Genomic DNA, 17672 nt, shown 5'->3' on the forward strand with positions numbered 1-17672 from the left:
CTCCTTAACTGTTTGATCCAAAAAGAGGGATTTCCTTTTCTTTTGCAGCATTTAAGTCTTTCAGTACAGTGTTTTTTCGGAAATAATAAATCAATACAAAGGAAACGGAAATAGCCAGTATGGCATATACAATCAGAAATAATACAAAAAGCAAACCTAAATTCTCCGAAGTGGTGACAGAATCTGCAGTAGATAAAGTTCTATAAATGGTCCAAGGCTGTCTGCCGGTACAAGCAAAAATCCAGCCGCATTCGATGCTCACTAGCGCTAAAGGACCAGAAAAAACAAAAATCCACATTAAAAATTTAGGGAAATGTTTCTTTTTTAAAAGGAAACGCCAAGCAAGCGTTCCAAAAGCTAATAAAATTAAAAGAGAGCCGATGCCAACCATTGCATTAAAAAGAGTATGTACATATAGCGGCGGCCAGTATTCTTCAGGAAAATCATTAAGTCCTGTGACAACTGTATCAAAACTGTTTCCAGCTAAAAAGCTTAGTGCCCACGGAATTTCAATGGCTCCTTTTAATTCTCTATTCTCTTTATCTGTAAAACCCCCAATTGCAAGTGGAGCATGGGATTGTGTTTCAAATAGCCCTTCAGCTGCGGCCAATTTTTCTGGCTGGTATTCATAAAGTTTTTGGGCTGATTCATGTCCATTTAGAGCAGTTAAAAAAGAGAAAATTCCTCCAACAATTAAACTAAGAATTAACGCTTTTTGATGAAATTGAAAAACTCGGGAGCCAAATGGATTTTTCATCATTTTGAATGCGGATACACTTGCTACTACAAAAGCTCCTGTTGTATAGGCGCTCATTGCTACATGTCCGGCGGATACAAAAAAAGTTGGATTAAAAAAAGCTTTCCATGGATCAATATCGGTAATTTCATTGCCATTCATGCGAAAACCTTGTGGCGTGCCTTCAAATGCATGGACATTGGTAATTAGCACAGCAGATGCAAGTGCCCCAATCGCAACTAATATTAAACTGGAAATTCTTGCCCATGGAGGAATTCTTTCAGAGGCATAAACATAAATAGACATAAATAATGCCTCGATAAAAAAAGCATAAATCTCAATTTGAAAAGGCAGTGCCATTACTTTCCCGATGACTTCCATAAATCCAGGCCATAATAAGGAAAGCTGCAAACCGGCAATTGTTCCAGTGGGTATGCCGACTCCAAGCAGAATGCCAAATGTTTTTGTCCATCTTTTGGCCATAATCACATAATCTAAATCCTTTGTTTTTTGGTACAATATTTCTGCTGTCAGCATCATAAGTGGAAGCCCAACACCAATGGTGGCAAAAATAATATGAAATCCCATGGTTGTGCCAAACATGCTCCGTGCAATAACAAGATGATCCATTTCTATCGTCCCTTCCCTAGTAATATGCCTAAAAACTAGTATTATCAGGACGTGAAGTAAATATGTAGACTTTTCCTAAACTAGAAAAAATAGATGGTAATACTGTAAATGATGAAGACAAGGTAAAATTTTCCATTATTTATTGCATTAAGAAAAATTTTTTGTAAGCTGTTCCAAATTTGTGTATTATCAATTTTTTTTTTACTATAAAGAAGGGTCTTTTTTTTTTTCATATAAGGGGACTAGAAAATAAGCACGTTTCAAGAAGGGATTGGGTTGTTTATGAGTACATTGCAAGATATTTTAGCATTTAATGAGGAATTTGTAACTGAAAAGAAGTATGAGCGTTATATTACAACAAAATTTCCAAATAAAAAAATGGTCATTTTAACATGTATGGATACTCGTTTGCTGGAACTTTTACCACAAGCATTAAATTTAGCAAACGGTGATGTGAAGATTATAAAAAATGCAGGGGCTATTGTGGTTCACCCATTAGGAAGTATTATGCGGAGCATCCTTGTTGCGGTATATGAATTAAAAGCCGATGAGGTAATGGTTATCGGCCATCATGATTGTGGCATGAGCGCATTAAATGCAGCGGATATGATGGCGAAAATGAAAGACAGAGGAATTACGGAAGCAACACTAAGTACTATTGAAAACACAGGTGTTGATTTGAAATCCTGGCTGACTGGATTTAGTTCTGTATCAGAAAGTGTAGAACATAGTGTAGGGATGATTAAAAAGCATCCTCTATTGCCTGCAGGAGTGCCTGTGCACGGTCTAGTCATCGATCCAAAAACAGGAAAACTCGATTTAGTAGTAGATGGATACGAAACAGAAAAATAAGTTTAAGAATGATGATGTTTTTTGCATGGCCACTCCTCAGGAACAGGATCAATGCCTCCTGGATGAAAGGGGTGGCATTTTAGAATTCTTTTTATCGTTAAGTAGCCACCTTTAAAAGCGCCGTATCTTTTTATTGCCTCTAATCCATAGGAAGAACAAGTTGGATAGAATCGACAAGATGGTGGCGTAAGGGGAGAAATAATTTTTTGATAAAAACGAATGATAAAAATAAATAGTTTTTGCATGGTTTATTCCTTTCACTCTGTTTATAAAAGTTTTTGATATTAGTCTATGGATTAATTAGTATAGCATAAGATAAATTCTTTTAAAAAGGAATCTTCTTTGTATATAGCACCAGCGGAAAAAGAGTGTATATAATATTATTAAATTGATGTATTTACTCGGAATTTTAGTTATAATAAAGTGAAAGTCCAATAAGTGATGTATTTCCCGTTGGTTGCGGCCGCAGACTATTAGAAAATCTATTCACAGAAGTGGCTGAAGAATGAATTAGTTAGAATTCTTTAGAAAGCCGATCTTATTTGCATAAATTTGAACGGATTTCGCAATTTGGTTAACTGCTCACAATATGGCTATTTGTTAAACGGAAATAAATTTTTGAAGAAAAAGGGAGTGTTATAAATGCCTTCAGTTGAAAGTTTTGATTTAGACCATAATGCGGTAAAAGCACCCTATGTTAGACATTGCGGTGTTCATAAAGTAGGCAGTGATGGGGTTGTCAATAAATTCGATATTCGTTTTTGTCAACCAAATAAGCAGGCAATGAAGCCTGATGTTATTCATACGCTGGAGCATCTATTAGCATTTAATATTCGCGAACATGCCGAAAAATATAATCATTTTGATATTATTGATATTTCTCCAATGGGTTGTCAAACAGGCTATTATTTAGTTGTAAGCGGTGAACCTACTGTGGATGAAATTATTGAATTGTTAGAAGATACAATGAAAACGGCAATAGAAATTACAGAAATTCCAGCAGCAAATGAGAAGCAGTGCGGGCAAGCGAAACTGCATGACCTTGAAGGAGCAAAAAAATTAATGAAATTTTGGCTAACACAGTCAAAAGAAGATTTAAGACAAGTTTTTGCTTAATGACGAAAAAATTGGACATTAATTTGTCCATTTGAGAGTGTAAACAAAATCAAAAAAATAAACTTTTAGGCTGATGAAAACGTCTGCGTTTCGAGGCGCAAAGCCTTGAGGGGATTGGAGTTACCAAGATAGGTAATGAGCGATCCGAACATGGCGGGCAACAAAGAAAGCAGGCGTTTGTCAACAGCCTGAAATGGACATTAATTTGTCTGTTTTTTTTTATAAAATAGGTGCTAATAAACGGGAAAAGGACTCTTTGAATCGAATATACAATGATCTTTTGGAATATTTTTCTAAAGTGAGCTGTGTAGATAACCTCATATCTTCCAAAAATCCATCTGTTAGGGCATCTGCAATCTGTTTGCTGTAAATAAAGGCATTTACTTCAAAGTTTAAGCGGAAACTGCGCATATCAATATTAGCAGTTCCTACAGAAGTGATTTGCCGATCCACCATTAATGTTTTAGCATGAATAAAGCCATTTTCATAAATATATACCTTTGCTCCTGCTTTTAGCATTTCTCCAATATAGGAATAGGTAGCCCAATATACAAACATATGATCCGGTTTATTTGGGATCATAATTTTCACATCAATTCCTGATAATGCGGCAATTCTTAATGTATCAAGCAAACTGGCATCTGGGATGAAATAAGGTGTCTGAATAAAAACAGATTCTTTTGCCGATGTAATCATTTTTATATAGCCGTTTTTTATTTGCTCCCATTCCGAGTCAGGCCCGCTTGATACAATCTGCAATCCTACATTTCCTATTATTTCCTCGATTTTCCCAGGAAAATAATCTGGAGAATAGCTTATTTCATGATGAGGGGCTGCTTGATTCCAGTCTAGAATAAATCTAGTTTGGATTGCGTAAACAGCTGTCCCGATAATGCGCAAATGGGTGTCTCTCCAATAGCCGAATTTTGCATTTAAACCTAAGTATTCATCGCCTACGTTAAATCCGCCAATATAGCCAATGCAACCATCAATAATGGCCAGTTTTCTATGATTGCGGTAGTTGAGGCGGAAATTAATTAAATGCAATTTGCTTGGGAAAAAAACAGCTACTTGCCCCCCTGCTGCTTTTAACTTTTTAAACGCTTTTTTCCGTAATGTTCTAGAACCAAGCTCATCATAAAGAAGACGGACCTCTACACCTTCTGCTGCTTTTTTCTCTAATGCATTTATTAACTTGGATCCAATTCCATCGTTTTTAAAAATATAATATTGCAGGTGAATGGATTTTTTTGCTTGATTAATATCAGCAAGCAATTGGCTGAATTTTTCATTTCCATCTGTATAAATATCAACCTTATTGTTTTCCGTTAATACTGCATCATTATTAAATAAATTCATATAAATAAGATCTTGATTTTTTTTTATCACTTCGTTGGTAGTGCGCAGTTGATTGGAGCTTATTTGCAGCAATTGGGAAGCGAGTATTTGTTCAATTCCTAATTTTTTTCGTTCTTCCCATTGGAACATTTTTCGCTTTCTTAAGTTTTGTCCAAAAAGTAAATAAAGAATAAAACCTAAGATAGGAATGAAGGTTAATACCATAATCCAAGCCCAAGTAGCTCCTGCATCTCTTCTTTCTAAAAAGATGACAAGAAATGCAAAGATAATGTTAAGCAGAAAAATGGTGCTAAATAAAATAGAATAAATATGCATGCATGTTAGTCCTTTAAAACAAGTGTTTTTCCTTTCTTTGTTATCATTCTCTTTATAGAGCAAATGAGTTGCGTTTGGAAGAAAATAGCCTAAAAATACCAAGAGAAGCAATTTGGTAATAAGACAAGCTGATTTCTGTGTATCATTATAGGTGAAAATAAATCATTCGTGAAATATTTTGTATTGTTTCTAAAGTTCCCTTAAAAAGTGAATATTAAACGATTTCTCAATATGGTAAAGTATGAGTAGAATAAAAAGATTGGAGAAGCAGCATGTTTGAAGACATACATATTGGAATGATGTTTTTTTTGATTATTGCTGGATTTATTGCGGCATTTATTGATTCAGTTGTAGGAGGAGGCGGGTTGATTTCATTGCCAGCTCTATTGTTTACAGGTTTGCCTCCGCAAGTAGCGCTAGGAACGAATAAATTAGCGTCAACAATGGGCTCCTTAACAAGTTCTATTTCTTTTCTTCGTCATGGGAAAATTAATAAAGCGCTAATGCTTAGGCTCCTCCCTTTATCTATTATTGGTTCTGCATTGGGTGTTTATATTGTACAAAAAATTCCTTCAGAAAAGCTAAAGCCCCTTATTTTAGTGATTTTAATTATTGTAACTATTTATACCTTAATAAAAAAAGAATGGGGATTAACATCTACTTTTAATGGAATGACCGTTAAAAAAGCAATATTTGCAGTTGCTATAACGGTGATTATCGGTTTTTATGATGGATTTTTAGGCGGTGGTACAGGCTCTTTTTTTCTATTTGCTTTTTTATTAATGGGTTTTGATTTTGTAGAATCTGCAGGTAATGCCAAAATATTAAATTTTGGCAGCAATTTAACCGCATTAGCTGTATTTTTATTTTATGATTCTGTTTACTTCCAATATGGAATACCAATGGGAATTGCTATGGTGCTAGGAGCTTATATTGGGTCGAAAGTGGCAATAAAAAAAGGGTCTTCTTATGTAAAATTACTATTTGTAGTTATTTCGATCATTTTAATTGGAAAAAATATTTATGATCATTTTTTCTCTTAAAAGCAATCTGAAATCATCTGTTATGCTTTTGGCAATTCTCTAGTGGCAAAACGCAAATAAATCAGGCTGAAATAAAGGTTGAAAACAGTCTGATTTATTTGATGGAAAAGATAAGGAAGTTATTTTTATTAATGCAAATTACGTAGGGAAAATACATGATTATCTTGTCTTCTATAATCATCTTTAGCAAATTTGCCTTTTAAACTTTCGATTAAATATAACCCCATTAAGTCATATAGTTCTTGCTCATTTAACTCTTGAATAATATGTAGCAAATCTTCTTTAGACATTTCTTCTAAAAAGGCAAAGGCAAGCATATCAATATCTTCTTCATCACCAGTCAATTTATTTTTATATAAGTTGTAAAGCTCGTCTACTAATTTCATTATAATTATTACCTCCACGTAGGTTTGCTTCCTAAAGTTTAGGTTTTTTCGAATGTAACCGTTTTAAATCATTGTAACATGTTATATTAACAATAATAAATAAAAGGATGCAATGTTTTTTCAATTCATGCTGTCATAATTTTATATAGCATCTATTGGAGAAACTCGACGTTATATATAAGGACTATTCCCTAACAGGTGTATTATACCCGTTTTTTCTAAATTGGCTACACCAATTTTAAAATTTAGGAAATGAAGTGAAAGAACTGCACAGTGGAAAAGATATCAATATAATGAAAAAGGTGTTTAAAAGATGGAACTATTTTATGATTATTTGGGTTCGAAAGTGCATTTTTCATTTTCTAGCGATGATTTTAATCAAGAAGCAAAACATGTTATTGTGATTTGCTATAAAGAGGGACAATGGCTTTTAACGAAACATAAAAAAAGAGGGTTAGAATTTCCAGGTGGAAAGTTGGAAGAAGGGGAGTGTATAGAAGCAGCCGCCAAAAGGGAAGTGTATGAAGAAACAGGTGCTTTAATCAAAAAATTGCATTGGGTTGCTCAATATGAGGTTTTTGGAAAGGACAAATCTTTTTGTAAAGCGGTATACTTTGCCCATATAGACCAACTCATAAAAAAAATAGATTATTTAGAAACAGATGGCCCTTTTTTTGTAACGGAATCGCAGATAAAGGAACGAAGACAAGAAATGTTTAGCTATATTATGAAGGATTTTGTAATGGATTTATGTTTGAAACGTGTAAAAGAAAAATTTTTGCCGCAGAATGTTTAGTTTATAAGAAATAATGGGGAAGAGATTGAAATCTATATCATTAATAATGAAGTTATTAGTGGAAAGGAATGAGGTGTGAATTTTGACAAATGGAGAGATCTTAGAAAAGACGCGATTTCCCTCCCCTAATCCTGCAATAGAATTATCTATTGTTACTTATTATGTGTCTGGATTAAAGGTAAAAGGACTTTTGGCAGAGCCAAAGGATGATTCTAAAACATACGATGGTTTTCTTTATTTAAGAGGAGGCATTAAAAATGTAGGAAAAGTTAGACCAGGTAGAATTGTACAATTCGCTTCAGAAGGGTTTATTGTATTTGCCCCATTTTATCGTGGCAATCAAGGGGGAGAAGGGAATGAAGACTTTGCTGGGGAGGATAGGCAAGATGCAATAACTGCATTTTTTCTATTAAAAAAACACCCAAAAGTGAATCAAGTGCATGTATTTGGATTTTCAAGAGGTGGCGTCATGGCGTTGATGGTTGGGGTAAATTGTCCAGCCGCCTCGATTGTAACATGGGGTGGAGTAAGCAATATGTTCCTGACTTATCAAGAGCGGAAAGATTTGCGCAGAATGATGAAAAGAGTCATTGGAGGAACACCAAATAAATACCCAGAGGAATACCAGAAAAGAACTCCTCTTTTTTTTCTTGAACAGATGAGCAGTCCAACCTTGATCATTCATGGAATGCAAGATAAAAATGTATCGATAGAGCATAGCTATCAATTAGAAAATCGGCTTAAAGAAACAGGAAAAGAAGTGGAAACATGGTATTTTCCAGAATATACTCATTATTTCCCCCCGAAAATCAATCGGAAAGTTGTGGAGAATTTAACACAATGGATGAAAAAACAAGCAGAAAAACTGGTAAAATGAAAGAAATAACTTAATAGATGAAAAAAGCTTATTTATGGGAAAAACAGGAAGGTGATTATCCCTATTAAATAGGCGCTTAACTCCTGCTGATTGAAGTTTCACTTTCCCCTAATAGGTGTGTTACTCTTTAAATAAATAGAATAAGAATAATTAGCAGATAGTTTGGATTATTATTATGGGAATGCTGTTTAATAAAAGGTGCTTTTTTCATTATAACTATTGGAAAAAGGATGAAAGGGAGTAGTCAAGAATGGGAATGCCGTTAGAATTAAATACAATGATTGTGACAAAGGGGAAAGAACAAAGAGTGGAGGAAAATTTTTTCCGGCTGCAAAAAAGCGAGTATCGTCTTTATCCCATGCATATTCCTCTTGAGGTGAAAAAAACAATAGCGGGAGAATTGATCGGTACTGCGACAATAGAAAAATTAGAATGGGAAGAAGGAAAAACGACAATTCTTTATCGATTGATTGCATTAAATTCAACAAATTAAAATATTCAAGATAAAAACATTGACACGACTTAAATAATTAAGCTATCATGTTAATTTGAACGGATACTCTCTTATCCTGAGCTGGTGGAGGGACTGGCCCGATGAAACCCAGCAACCTACTATGTGAAGAAATTAGCCTGAAACTTTTCGAGTGTTTATTCGGAAAGCAGCGGACATTCTCTTAGGAAAGGTGCTAACCTGAAGCAAGGACGTATAGGTTCTTGAACGATAAGAGTGAAAGGTTTTAGAATCAATTACTTTGAACCTTTTCACTTGCTGAAAAGGTTTTTTGTATTATTTTCTACTAAACTTTTCTTTATAAATGTATAATTTCTATATGTGTTTTTTAAAGCTTTGCCTCTAATGGCAAGTCAAAAGCTTTTCGGATAAAAACGCTATATTTACTTCATACTATCTAGGGAATGAGTACCGTATCAACCAGAGGTTTGCAGGGAAGGATTCTCCAAACTTAATGACCTCGCTTTTATTTTTCAATAAATAAGGAGGAAATCAGATGTCAACAAAACGTCGCTTGTTCACTTCTGAATCGGTAACGGAAGGTCATCCAGATAAAATATGTGACCAAATTTCAGATGCTATTTTAGACGCTATTCTGGCAAAAGATGCAAATGCTCGTGTAGCGGCAGAAACATCTGTTACAACTGGCTTAGTATTGGTTGCAGGAGAAATTACAACATCTACATATGTGGATATCCCAAAAATTGTACGAGAAACAGTCAGAGAAATAGGATATACTCGTGCAAAGTATGGTTTTGATGCAGAAACTAGTGCGGTATTAACATCAATTGATGAGCAGTCTGCAGATATTGCATTAGGGGTAGATCAGGCTCTAGAAGCACGTGAAGGAAAAATGACAGATGAAGAAATTGAAGCAATTGGTGCTGGGGATCAAGGCTTGATGTTCGGCTTTGCTTGTAATGAAACGAAAGAACTTATGCCATTGCCTATATCTTTGGCGCATAAATTGTCTAGAAGGTTAGCAGAAGTGCGAAAAGAAGAAATTCTTCCATACCTTCGCCCAGATGGAAAAACACAAGTAACAGTAGAATATGATGAGAATGATAAGCCTATTCGCATCGATACAATTGTTATCAGTACACAGCACCATCCGGAAGTTACATTAGAGCAAATTCAGCGTAATATAAAAGAATACGTTATTAATAAAGTTGTTCCAAAAGAATTAATAGATGAAAATACAAAATATTTTATTAATCCGACAGGACGTTTTGTTATTGGCGGACCACAAGGAGATGCTGGTTTAACAGGACGCAAAATCATTGTTGATACATACGGTGGTTATGCTCGTCATGGAGGAGGAGCTTTTTCCGGGAAAGATCCTACAAAGGTAGACCGTTCTGCTGCATATGCTGCTCGTTATGTAGCAAAAAATATTGTTGCTGCAAAATTAGCAGATAAAGTGGAGGTTCAGCTTGCATATGCGATCGGTGTAGCGCAGCCTGTATCCATTGCTATTGATACGTTTGGCACAGGAACTGTTTCAGAAGAGGTATTAGTGGAAGCTGTTCGTGAAAACTTTGATCTTCGTCCAGCAGGGATTATTAATATGTTAGATTTGCGCCGTCCAATCTATAAGCAAACGGCTGCATATGGCCATTTTGGGCGCAGTGATCTTGATTTGCCTTGGGAACGCACAGATAAAGCAGAAACAATTAGAAATGCTGTAGCAGGCAAATAAAAAGTGCAAAGGTTCTTGAAAAAAACTTTGCACTAATAGAAAAGAGCTATTCTGAAGAATCTAATTTTGATTTTTTAGATGCTCTTTTTTCTTTTGATCTATTTATCCTAATATAATTTGTTGAACAAGATTTATAAGTTGGATTTGCCTTGGGAAAATAGAACTATTTTAGCGGACTTTCCAAAAAAATTGGATGGAAATAAAAAATGTAAAACAATAAAAAAATCATGTAACGCCTTATTTTCTTTTTCGTCTAATAGGTATGCTGATTAATTTATGATACAATAGTAAACTAGGGCAGCATAAGACAAACATATACTAGCGCTGCCACAGCATATGGAAATAACTAAACAGTTTTTTAGGCTGTTAGTGATTTTGTTGATAAGAAAATGGTGTTTTTTTGCATGAATGAACAAAAAGATCAACAGAATGATTTAATCGACAGAGCAAAAAAACAGGAGAAATCCTTAATTTAAAAGTTATAAGAAAAGAATGGAGAAGGTGAGCAGTATGTGTGGTTTTGTAGGCTGCGTTCATGATAAGGCACAAAACTTTCAAGAAGCACAAAAAGAACAATTTGCGAAAATGAATCGAATTATTACCCATCGAGGTCCTGATGATGAAGGGTATTATTTTGATGATCATATACAGTTTGGATTTAGAAGATTAAGCATTATTGATATTGAGAGCGGGCATCAGCCTTTAACATACGAGAATGAGCGTTATTGGATTATTTTTAATGGAGAAGTTTACAATTATTTAGAGCTAAGAGCAGAATTGGAAAAAGAAGGGTTAACTTTTCAAACAAATTCAGATACAGAAGTAATTATTGCATTATACAGCCATAAAAAGGAAAAGGCAGTGGAAAAATTAAGAGGAATGTTCGGTTTTGTCATTTGGGATAAACAGGAACAAACTTTATATGGAGCGCGTGATCCATTTGGAATCAAACCATTCTTTTATTTAGAGGATGAAGAAAAAACTTTATTTGCTTCAGAAAAGAAAAGTATCTTAATGGCACTTGAAAATGATGTATTAAACTATGAATCTCTCCAACACTATTTAACTTATCAATTTGTGCCTGAACCGGAAACGATGTCAAAAGGCATTAAAAAGTTAGAGCCTGGGCATTATTTTACCAAAAAACTTGGTTCTGCCATGGAAATTAAACGCTATTGGAGAGCATCATTTCAGCCTGTCAATAAATCTGAAGATGAATTTGTCAAAGAAATCAAAGATGTTTTATTTGATAGTGTAAAGATGCATATGCGAAGCGATGTTCCTGTAGGTTCGTTCCTGTCAGGAGGAATAGACTCTTCTGTTATTGCGAGTATCGCAAAAGAATTTCATCCAAGCATCAAAACATTCTCTGTTGGCTTTGAGCATAATGGCTTCAGCGAAATAGATGTGGCAAAAGAAACAGCGGAAAAATTAGGATTAGAAAATATCAGCTATGTTATTTCTCCAGAAGAATATATGAAAGAAATACCAAAAATCATGTGGCATATGGATGATCCATTAGCAGATCCTGCTTGTGTGCCGCTTTATTTTGTGGCAAGAGAAGCACGGAAACATGTAACGGTTGTTCTTTCTGGTGAAGGGGCAGATGAATTATTCGGCGGATATAATATTTATCGTGAGCCTCAATCATTAGAAGTATTCAACAAAATACCAAAAGCGGGACAATCATTATTGCGGTCCATTGCTAGAATGCTTCCTGATGGAGTCAAAGGAAAAAGCTTTATCGAGCGTGGTGTAACTCCGATGGAAGAACGCTATATTGGAAATGCGAAAATGTTTACAGAAGAAGAAAAGCGCCATTTATTGGCAAGCTATAATAACGGTCTGCATTATACAAATATTACAAAACCTCTTTATGAAGAAAGCAAAGGGTATGATCCAGTAGATAGAATGCAATTTATTGATATTCATACATGGATGAGAGGCGATATATTATTAAAAGCAGATAAAATGACAATGGCGCATTCATTGGAATTGCGTGTACCGTTTTTGGATAAGGCTGTTTTTGATGTGGCTTCAAAAATTCCGACAAGCTTAAAAACAGCAAATGGCACAACTAAATATATTCTTCGCAAAGCAGCAGAATCATTTGTTCCGGAGCATGTTCTAAACCGCAAGAAATTAGGATTCCCAGTGCCGATTCGCCATTGGCTAAAAGATGAGATGAATGAATGGGCGAAAAACATCATTAAAGAAAGTAATACAGGTCATTTATTTAATAAACAGGTTATTTTGCAGCTATTAGAGGATCATTGTCAAGGAAAAGCGGATAACAGCCGTAAAATCTGGACTGTTCTTATGTTTATGGTATGGCATAGCATTTATATAGAAAAAAAATATTCCTTTGAAGAGGAATATTTAAGAGGAAGAAAAGTACAAGCTGTTAGGAATTAGTATACGTAATGGCTTGACTTCCCATTTGCACCCATGCATCTATAAAATCTTGTATGGGTGCTTTTTTATTTTTTTCATTAGTCAGCGGGTCATTAAAATAAACATAGTCTTTATCATAACCTGTTACTAAAACAGAATGTTCGGAATAAGTGATTTTAATAGTACCGCTTGGTGTAACCCATGTTCTAAAATTATCATCGGATAACTTTCGGAATGTAGAAGTGGTAATTATCCAAACAGGACGGTCATCCGAAAGCACTGTTTTTAGATCTTCAAAATCAGATCCAGTTAAATCTACCACCCTATCTGGCAGATATTTGTTTGCTAATTTTGCTATTGGCTTGTGATAAACTCCAAGACCAGGTCCTTTTAATGAATACATATCCCCGATAAAGCCATCATTCGGATTTCCATAATATATTTTGCCGTTTTTTTTCTGATAAGGAGTTGTATCTTTTGTGACTTCTTTGGCAAGCGTCATTTTATCTGCATCAATTCCTGCATACTGAAGCAGCATGGCAAGACTTGTTACTTCACAGCCTCGTGGAAGCTCAGGCAATTGGCTGACAATAGGAGCATCTAGCTTTACACTTGTTTTTACTGTTTCTATTTTTTCTTTGGCTAATGATGAGATAGTTTTTGTCGCCTGTTCTGTAATTTCTTTGGCAAAGGCTATTCCTTCCTTATTTTTAAAATGAAGAAGATAAACTCCCAGTGCTGTCATTACAATAAGAGAAGTAAACAAAAAGGTTTTTATTAGCAATGATATTTTTTTGCGAATCATTAAAAATAGCAGGAATAATATGCCTATAATTGAATATAAGATAATTCCGTTTGTCTCCATAATTTCACCTAATTAGTAAGTATAGTTTTATATCGGTACATTTTTTTAAAATTTAAGAGTCAATAGATAGTTTTCTATTTCCATATCTCGTTTATTTAAACATGTAGTCTCCCTTTTAACAAAAATTCTTTTAAGTGCACTAAAATTAAACCGTAAGCAGGATGATATCTTCTTATTAATTTTGCTATAATTTATAAGCTTGATGGACACACTACTTAAGAATTTTCTATAAATATAAAGGACTATCCTTTAATTTTCCTTAAAAATTAAGGTGAGCAGGGAGAATAAAGGCGTTATAGTGAATGAATTATAATGAGATATTTAGAAGCAGCAATGCAAATTAGATTATACAAGGATTAATTGATTATACATAAATATTTGATAAAGTAATAAACCTGCTACATAATAAAAGCATAGGTTGTGGATTAGGGGGGACTTTGATGTGGAAATGGGAAGCAGAAGGTGAAGCGAAGGCAGTCATTGTAATAGTTCATGGTGCTATGGAGCATCATCGAAGATATGGTTGGCTGATTGAAACGTTTCGTTTATCCGGTTTTCATGTGGTAATGGGAGATCTTCCAGGTCAAGGAATGACAACAAGATCAAAAAGAGGACATGTTGATTCTTTTGATGAGTATACAATAGAAATTAAGGATTGGATTCAAGCAGCCTATCAATTTGAGTTGCCAGTTTTTTTGCTTGGACATAGTCTAGGCGGTTTAGCATCTATACGACTCTTGCAGCAAGAAAAATTAAAAATTGCTGGGTTGATTTTATCTTCTCCATGTTTAGGTTTGATCAACTATCCTTCTAAATTTTTAGGGGCATTATCAATTTTATTAAATAAAATTGCACCAAAATTACGAATGAATTCAGGATTAACAATAGATCTAGCTACAAGAAATGAAGCAATACGAGAAATGGATTGCAATGATACATTATATGTAACAAAGGTTTCTGTTAGATGGTACAGGGAGTTAATTATTGCAATAAAACAAGCATTCACTGATGTAGCAAAAACACAAGATATTCCATTATTGTTAATGCAAGGTGGTGGAGATCTGGTGGTGGATAAAAAAATGGTGAAAACTTGGTTTAATATGGTACCATTATCCGAAAAGAGATATAAAGAATGGCCAGAATGCTATCATGAGATTTTTAATGAACCGGAAAGAGAAGAGATTTTTGAATACGCAAAGGATTTTATTATAAGTCAGTTAAAATCTGTTGGCTATATTGTATAAGTGAGGTTTTAAATATGTCAGTACCAGTTATGCCACTATCGTTAATGTCAAAAGTATATATAAAAGTTTTTCCTGCAGTGCATAAGGAATTGCACTATTGGACAGATAGAGCAAGGGCTATTCCAAATCCAGAATTAAGAAAACAAGCCCTAGCAAGCATAGAGCAAAAGACTTTTCATTGTGAAGGCGGTTCGATAATGGCTTTAATTGCCCAAGAAAATTATCAAGATGCAATTAAGTTTATTGTGGCATATCAAACCATCAGCGATTATTTGGATAATTTATGTGATCGAAGCACTTCCCTTGATCCAAATGATTTTGCAGCACTGCATGAATCAATGGAACATGCATTAACGGTTGATGCCGAGCCGTCTAATTATTATCGTTTCCGCGAAGATCAAAATGATGGCGGCTACTTGCAGGATTTGGCAAAAACTTGCCGTGAGATGCTTCAGAAGATGGATAATTATATACATATTAAAGATTATTTATTGGAGCTATGCCGGTATTATTGCGATTTGCAAATTCATAAGCATGTGATAGTGGAAGAAAGAATTCCCCGATTGCAAAACTGGTTTGATGAAAATAAACATTTAATACCAGAAATGGAATGGTATGAATTTTCCGCATGTTCTGGTTCTACATTAGGAATTTTTTGTCTAGTTTCTTATGGGTTAAGAAAAGATTTTGATCCCTCTTATGCGTTAACTATTCGAGACGGGTATTTTCCATATATTCAAGGGCTGCATATTTTATTGGATTATTTTATCGATCAAGAAGAAGATCGTATAGGCGGAGACCTGAACTTTTGTTTTTACTATAAGGACGAAAAGCAGCTTTTTAATCGTTTAAAACATTTTGTTCAAGAGGCAGATAAGCATACAAATAAACTTCCCCATCAAAGATTTCATAAATTAATCAATCGAGGGTTATTAGGTGTGTATTTATCGGATGAAAAGGTCAATAAACAGCAAAATATCCGCAAACTAGCTAAAAATATGATTAAAACATCGGGACCAATTGGTTATTTCTTTTATTTGAATGGACGGGCATATCGCCGATTTCAAAAAATGGTGCCCGCAAGCATTATGAGAGCGATGATAAAATAAGCTGACTGATTTTCCTATGTTTGCTTATGCATGTAAAAGAACACTCAATGGAAATAGGATACCTGATATCCCATTGAGTGTTCTTTTATTTTATTCCCCATAAAAGCCTGATTGGCCCTGCTTATTAAAGTTTCATTTTATCTTTTTTCAATAGCAATAATAAATGGTGGATTATTCATTTGATTAATAAATCGATATTCGAGTACATGAGCTGTTTGCTGGTCAATAGATTCTACATACTGTAATAATGCATCTCGTTCTTGTTGCCCTTCAGGATGCCCATGATAAATCACGAGTACAATTATACCTTCAGGTGCTAATATTTCTAGTAATTGCTTGATGGCTTCAATCGTGGTTGCTGATGTAGTAACAATCGATTTATCGCCGCCAGGCAAGTATCCTAAATTAAATACTGCACCTGTAACTTTGCCATGGAAACTAGGAGGAATAACAGACTTGATTTGTTCATGTCCACATAAAGAAAGGAAAACACTATCTTTAAGATTGTTTTCTGCGACTTTTTTCTCTGTAGCAATAAGAGCATCTTGTTGAATGTCAAAACTAAATACTTTTCCTGAATCGCCAACAAGCTTTGCCAAAAATAAGGTATCATGGCCATTTCCCATTGTTGCATCCACAGCGATATCCCCGCTTTGGATGCAATTGGCGAGTAAACTTCTTGCAAAGGGAAGAATGCGCTCTAATTTCATGCCATTACCTGCTTTTGTGTTTGATAATATTTTCCTTGCCAGCTGTTTCTTCTTTTTAATTCCCTATCGATGCTGTTTAGAACTTCCCATTTGTTTACACTCCACATAGGTCCAACCATTAATTCAATTGGTCCATCCCCTGTAATGCGATGAATAATCATTTCTGGCGGTAAAATCTCCAATTGATCACATACTAAGGAGACATAATCATCCATTGATAAAAATTCAAGCAGTCCTTTTTCATATTGTTTCACCATTGGGGTTCCTTTTAATAAGTGCAGTAAATGTATTTTAATTCCCTGTACATCTAATTGGCTGACAGCGCGGGCAGACTCCATCACCATTTCATTTGTCTCTTGAGGCAAACCATTAATAATGTGGGAACATACACGAATATTATGTTTTCTCAGTTTATTGACTCCTTCTACATAGCAGGCGAAATCATGGGCTCTATTAATCAGTTCACCTGTTTTATCATGGACTGTTTGCAATCCTAATTCTACCCATAAATAAGTGCGTTTATTTAGTTCTGCTAAATATTCAACAACATCATCTGGCAGACAGTCTGGTCTAGTAGCGATAGAGAGGCCGACGACATTTTCTTGTTTTAACACTGTTTCGTATTTCTTCCTCAGTACATCAACAGGTGCATGGGTATTGGTGAAAGCTTGGAAATAAGCCATATATTTCCCATCTTTCCATTTCGTATGCATTTTATTTTTTATATCGTGAAATTGTTTTTCTAAGCTATCTGTTTTATTTCCGGCGAAATCTCCAGAACCGGCAGCGCTGCAAAATGTACATCCGCCGTGAGCAACCGTGCCGTCTCGATTAGGGCAATCAAAACCTCCATCTAAAGCAATTTTGAAAACTTTATGGCCAAATTCATTTCTTAAATGATAATTCCATGTGTGGTACCTTTTATTGTCTGTTGCATATGGGAATGGGTTATGCTGATTCACAAGCATGAACCTCCTTGTTTTGATTTTTTCCATAAACAAAATTTTAACATGAGCTGCTTGCTTCTCCA

17 protein-coding genes and 1 riboswitch are annotated in these 17672 nt (G+C 34.8%); of the genes, 10 read left to right on the forward strand and 7 right to left on the reverse strand.

Annotation, left to right across the window (positions count from 1 at the left end; translation table 11 throughout):
• Window positions 1-4 precede the first annotated feature (4 nt).
• On the reverse strand, window positions 5-1366 hold the full coding sequence (locus tag NCCP28_RS20765) for a cytochrome ubiquinol oxidase subunit I (RefSeq protein WP_248563130.1): 1362 nt from the start codon (window positions 1364-1366) through the stop codon (window positions 5-7).
• A gap of 282 nt (window positions 1367-1648) precedes the next feature.
• On the opposite strand from NCCP28_RS20765, the gene NCCP28_RS20770 reads away from it, so the two are divergent.
• The gene (locus NCCP28_RS20770; protein WP_248563131.1) at window positions 1649-2218 is read left to right on the forward strand and encodes a beta-class carbonic anhydrase; all 570 of its coding nucleotides are present in this window, start codon (window positions 1649-1651) and stop codon (window positions 2216-2218) included.
• A 2-nt stretch (window positions 2219-2220) separates the two neighbouring features.
• On the opposite strand, the gene yidD is transcribed toward NCCP28_RS20770, so the two are convergent.
• Window positions 2221-2463, reverse strand: coding sequence for a membrane protein insertion efficiency factor YidD (gene yidD, locus NCCP28_RS20775; protein WP_248563132.1), 243 nt, complete (start codon window positions 2461-2463; stop codon window positions 2221-2223).
• Window positions 2464-2860: 397 nt separating this feature from the next.
• Here yidD and NCCP28_RS20780 point away from each other — a divergent pair, with 397 nt between their 5' ends.
• A complete protein-coding gene (locus NCCP28_RS20780; protein WP_248563133.1) occupies window positions 2861-3334 on the forward strand; it encodes an S-ribosylhomocysteine lyase in 474 nt (157 codons plus the stop codon).
• A gap of 219 nt (window positions 3335-3553) precedes the next feature.
• Here NCCP28_RS20780 and cls read toward each other — a convergent pair whose 3' ends face one another.
• Complete coding sequence (gene cls / locus NCCP28_RS20785) at window positions 3554-5008, reverse strand: cardiolipin synthase (protein WP_248563134.1); 1455 nt, start codon at window positions 5006-5008, stop codon at window positions 3554-3556.
• Window positions 5009-5280: 272 nt separating this feature from the next.
• On the opposite strand from cls, the gene NCCP28_RS20790 reads away from it, so the two are divergent.
• Window positions 5281-6051 (forward strand): sulfite exporter TauE/SafE family protein, encoded by a 771-nt coding sequence (locus tag NCCP28_RS20790; protein WP_248563135.1) that lies wholly within the window; start codon window positions 5281-5283, stop codon window positions 6049-6051.
• Window positions 6052-6179: 128 nt separating this feature from the next.
• Here NCCP28_RS20790 and NCCP28_RS20795 read toward each other — a convergent pair whose 3' ends face one another.
• Window positions 6180-6437 (reverse strand): DUF6154 family protein, encoded by a 258-nt coding sequence (locus NCCP28_RS20795; protein WP_248563136.1) that lies wholly within the window; start codon window positions 6435-6437, stop codon window positions 6180-6182.
• Between the two features lie 313 nt (window positions 6438-6750).
• On the opposite strand from NCCP28_RS20795, the gene ytkD reads away from it, so the two are divergent.
• The 5 genes from ytkD to asnB all read left to right on the forward strand — a co-directional run bounded on the left by ytkD (window position 6751) and on the right by asnB (window position 12735).
• Window positions 6751-7233, forward strand: a complete 483-nt coding sequence (gene ytkD / locus NCCP28_RS20800; protein WP_248563137.1) for an RNA deprotection pyrophosphohydrolase — start codon at window positions 6751-6753, stop codon at window positions 7231-7233.
• An 82-nt stretch (window positions 7234-7315) separates the two neighbouring features.
• The gene (locus NCCP28_RS20805) at window positions 7316-8110 is read left to right on the forward strand and encodes an alpha/beta hydrolase family protein (RefSeq protein WP_248563138.1); all 795 of its coding nucleotides are present in this window, start codon (window positions 7316-7318) and stop codon (window positions 8108-8110) included.
• Window positions 8111-8360: 250 nt separating this feature from the next.
• Window positions 8361-8603, forward strand: a complete 243-nt coding sequence (locus NCCP28_RS20810) for a DUF2584 domain-containing protein (RefSeq protein WP_248563139.1) — start codon at window positions 8361-8363, stop codon at window positions 8601-8603.
• A gap of 68 nt (window positions 8604-8671) precedes the next feature.
• Window positions 8672-8838, forward strand: a riboswitch (SAM riboswitch).
• Between the two features lie 279 nt (window positions 8839-9117).
• Window positions 9118-10320: a methionine adenosyltransferase gene (metK, locus tag NCCP28_RS20815; RefSeq protein WP_248563140.1), complete on the forward strand. Its 1203-nt coding sequence runs from the start codon at window positions 9118-9120 to the stop codon at window positions 10318-10320.
• A gap of 510 nt (window positions 10321-10830) precedes the next feature.
• On the forward strand, window positions 10831-12735 hold the full coding sequence (asnB, locus tag NCCP28_RS20820; RefSeq protein WP_248563141.1) for an asparagine synthase (glutamine-hydrolyzing): 1905 nt from the start codon (window positions 10831-10833) through the stop codon (window positions 12733-12735).
• Here the strand turns inward: asnB and NCCP28_RS20825 are convergent.
• Window positions 12725-13579, reverse strand: a complete 855-nt coding sequence (locus NCCP28_RS20825; protein WP_248563142.1) for a C39 family peptidase — start codon at window positions 13577-13579, stop codon at window positions 12725-12727. The genes asnB and NCCP28_RS20825 overlap by 11 nt on opposite strands.
• Before the next feature lie 440 nt (window positions 13580-14019).
• Here NCCP28_RS20825 and NCCP28_RS20830 point away from each other — a divergent pair, with 440 nt between their 5' ends.
• Together NCCP28_RS20830 and NCCP28_RS20835 are read left to right on the forward strand one after the other, a co-directional pair.
• Window positions 14020-14823 (forward strand): alpha/beta hydrolase, encoded by an 804-nt coding sequence (locus NCCP28_RS20830; protein ID WP_248563143.1) that lies wholly within the window; start codon window positions 14020-14022, stop codon window positions 14821-14823.
• Window positions 14824-14837: 14 nt separating this feature from the next.
• Window positions 14838-15932, forward strand: coding sequence for a tetraprenyl-beta-curcumene synthase family protein (locus NCCP28_RS20835; RefSeq protein ID WP_248563144.1), 1095 nt, complete (start codon window positions 14838-14840; stop codon window positions 15930-15932).
• A 137-nt stretch (window positions 15933-16069) separates the two neighbouring features.
• Here the strand turns inward: NCCP28_RS20835 and mnmM are convergent, their stop codons facing one another.
• Together mnmM and mnmL are read right to left on the reverse strand one after the other, a co-directional pair.
• Window positions 16070-16642: a tRNA 5-(aminomethyl)-2-thiouridylate-methyltransferase MnmM gene (mnmM, locus tag NCCP28_RS20840; RefSeq protein ID WP_248563145.1), complete on the reverse strand. Its 573-nt coding sequence runs from the start codon at window positions 16640-16642 to the stop codon at window positions 16070-16072.
• Window positions 16639-17604, reverse strand: a complete 966-nt coding sequence (gene mnmL / locus NCCP28_RS20845) for a tRNA modification radical SAM protein MnmL/YtqA (protein WP_248563146.1) — start codon at window positions 17602-17604, stop codon at window positions 16639-16641. Before mnmL ends, mnmM begins: the two co-directional genes overlap by 4 nt.
• Window positions 17605-17672: the final 68 nt, after the last annotated feature.

Origin of the sequence: Niallia sp. NCCP-28, assembly GCF_023168165.1 — a bacterium.
Lineage (GTDB): Bacteria > Bacillota > Bacilli > Bacillales > Cytobacillaceae > Niallia.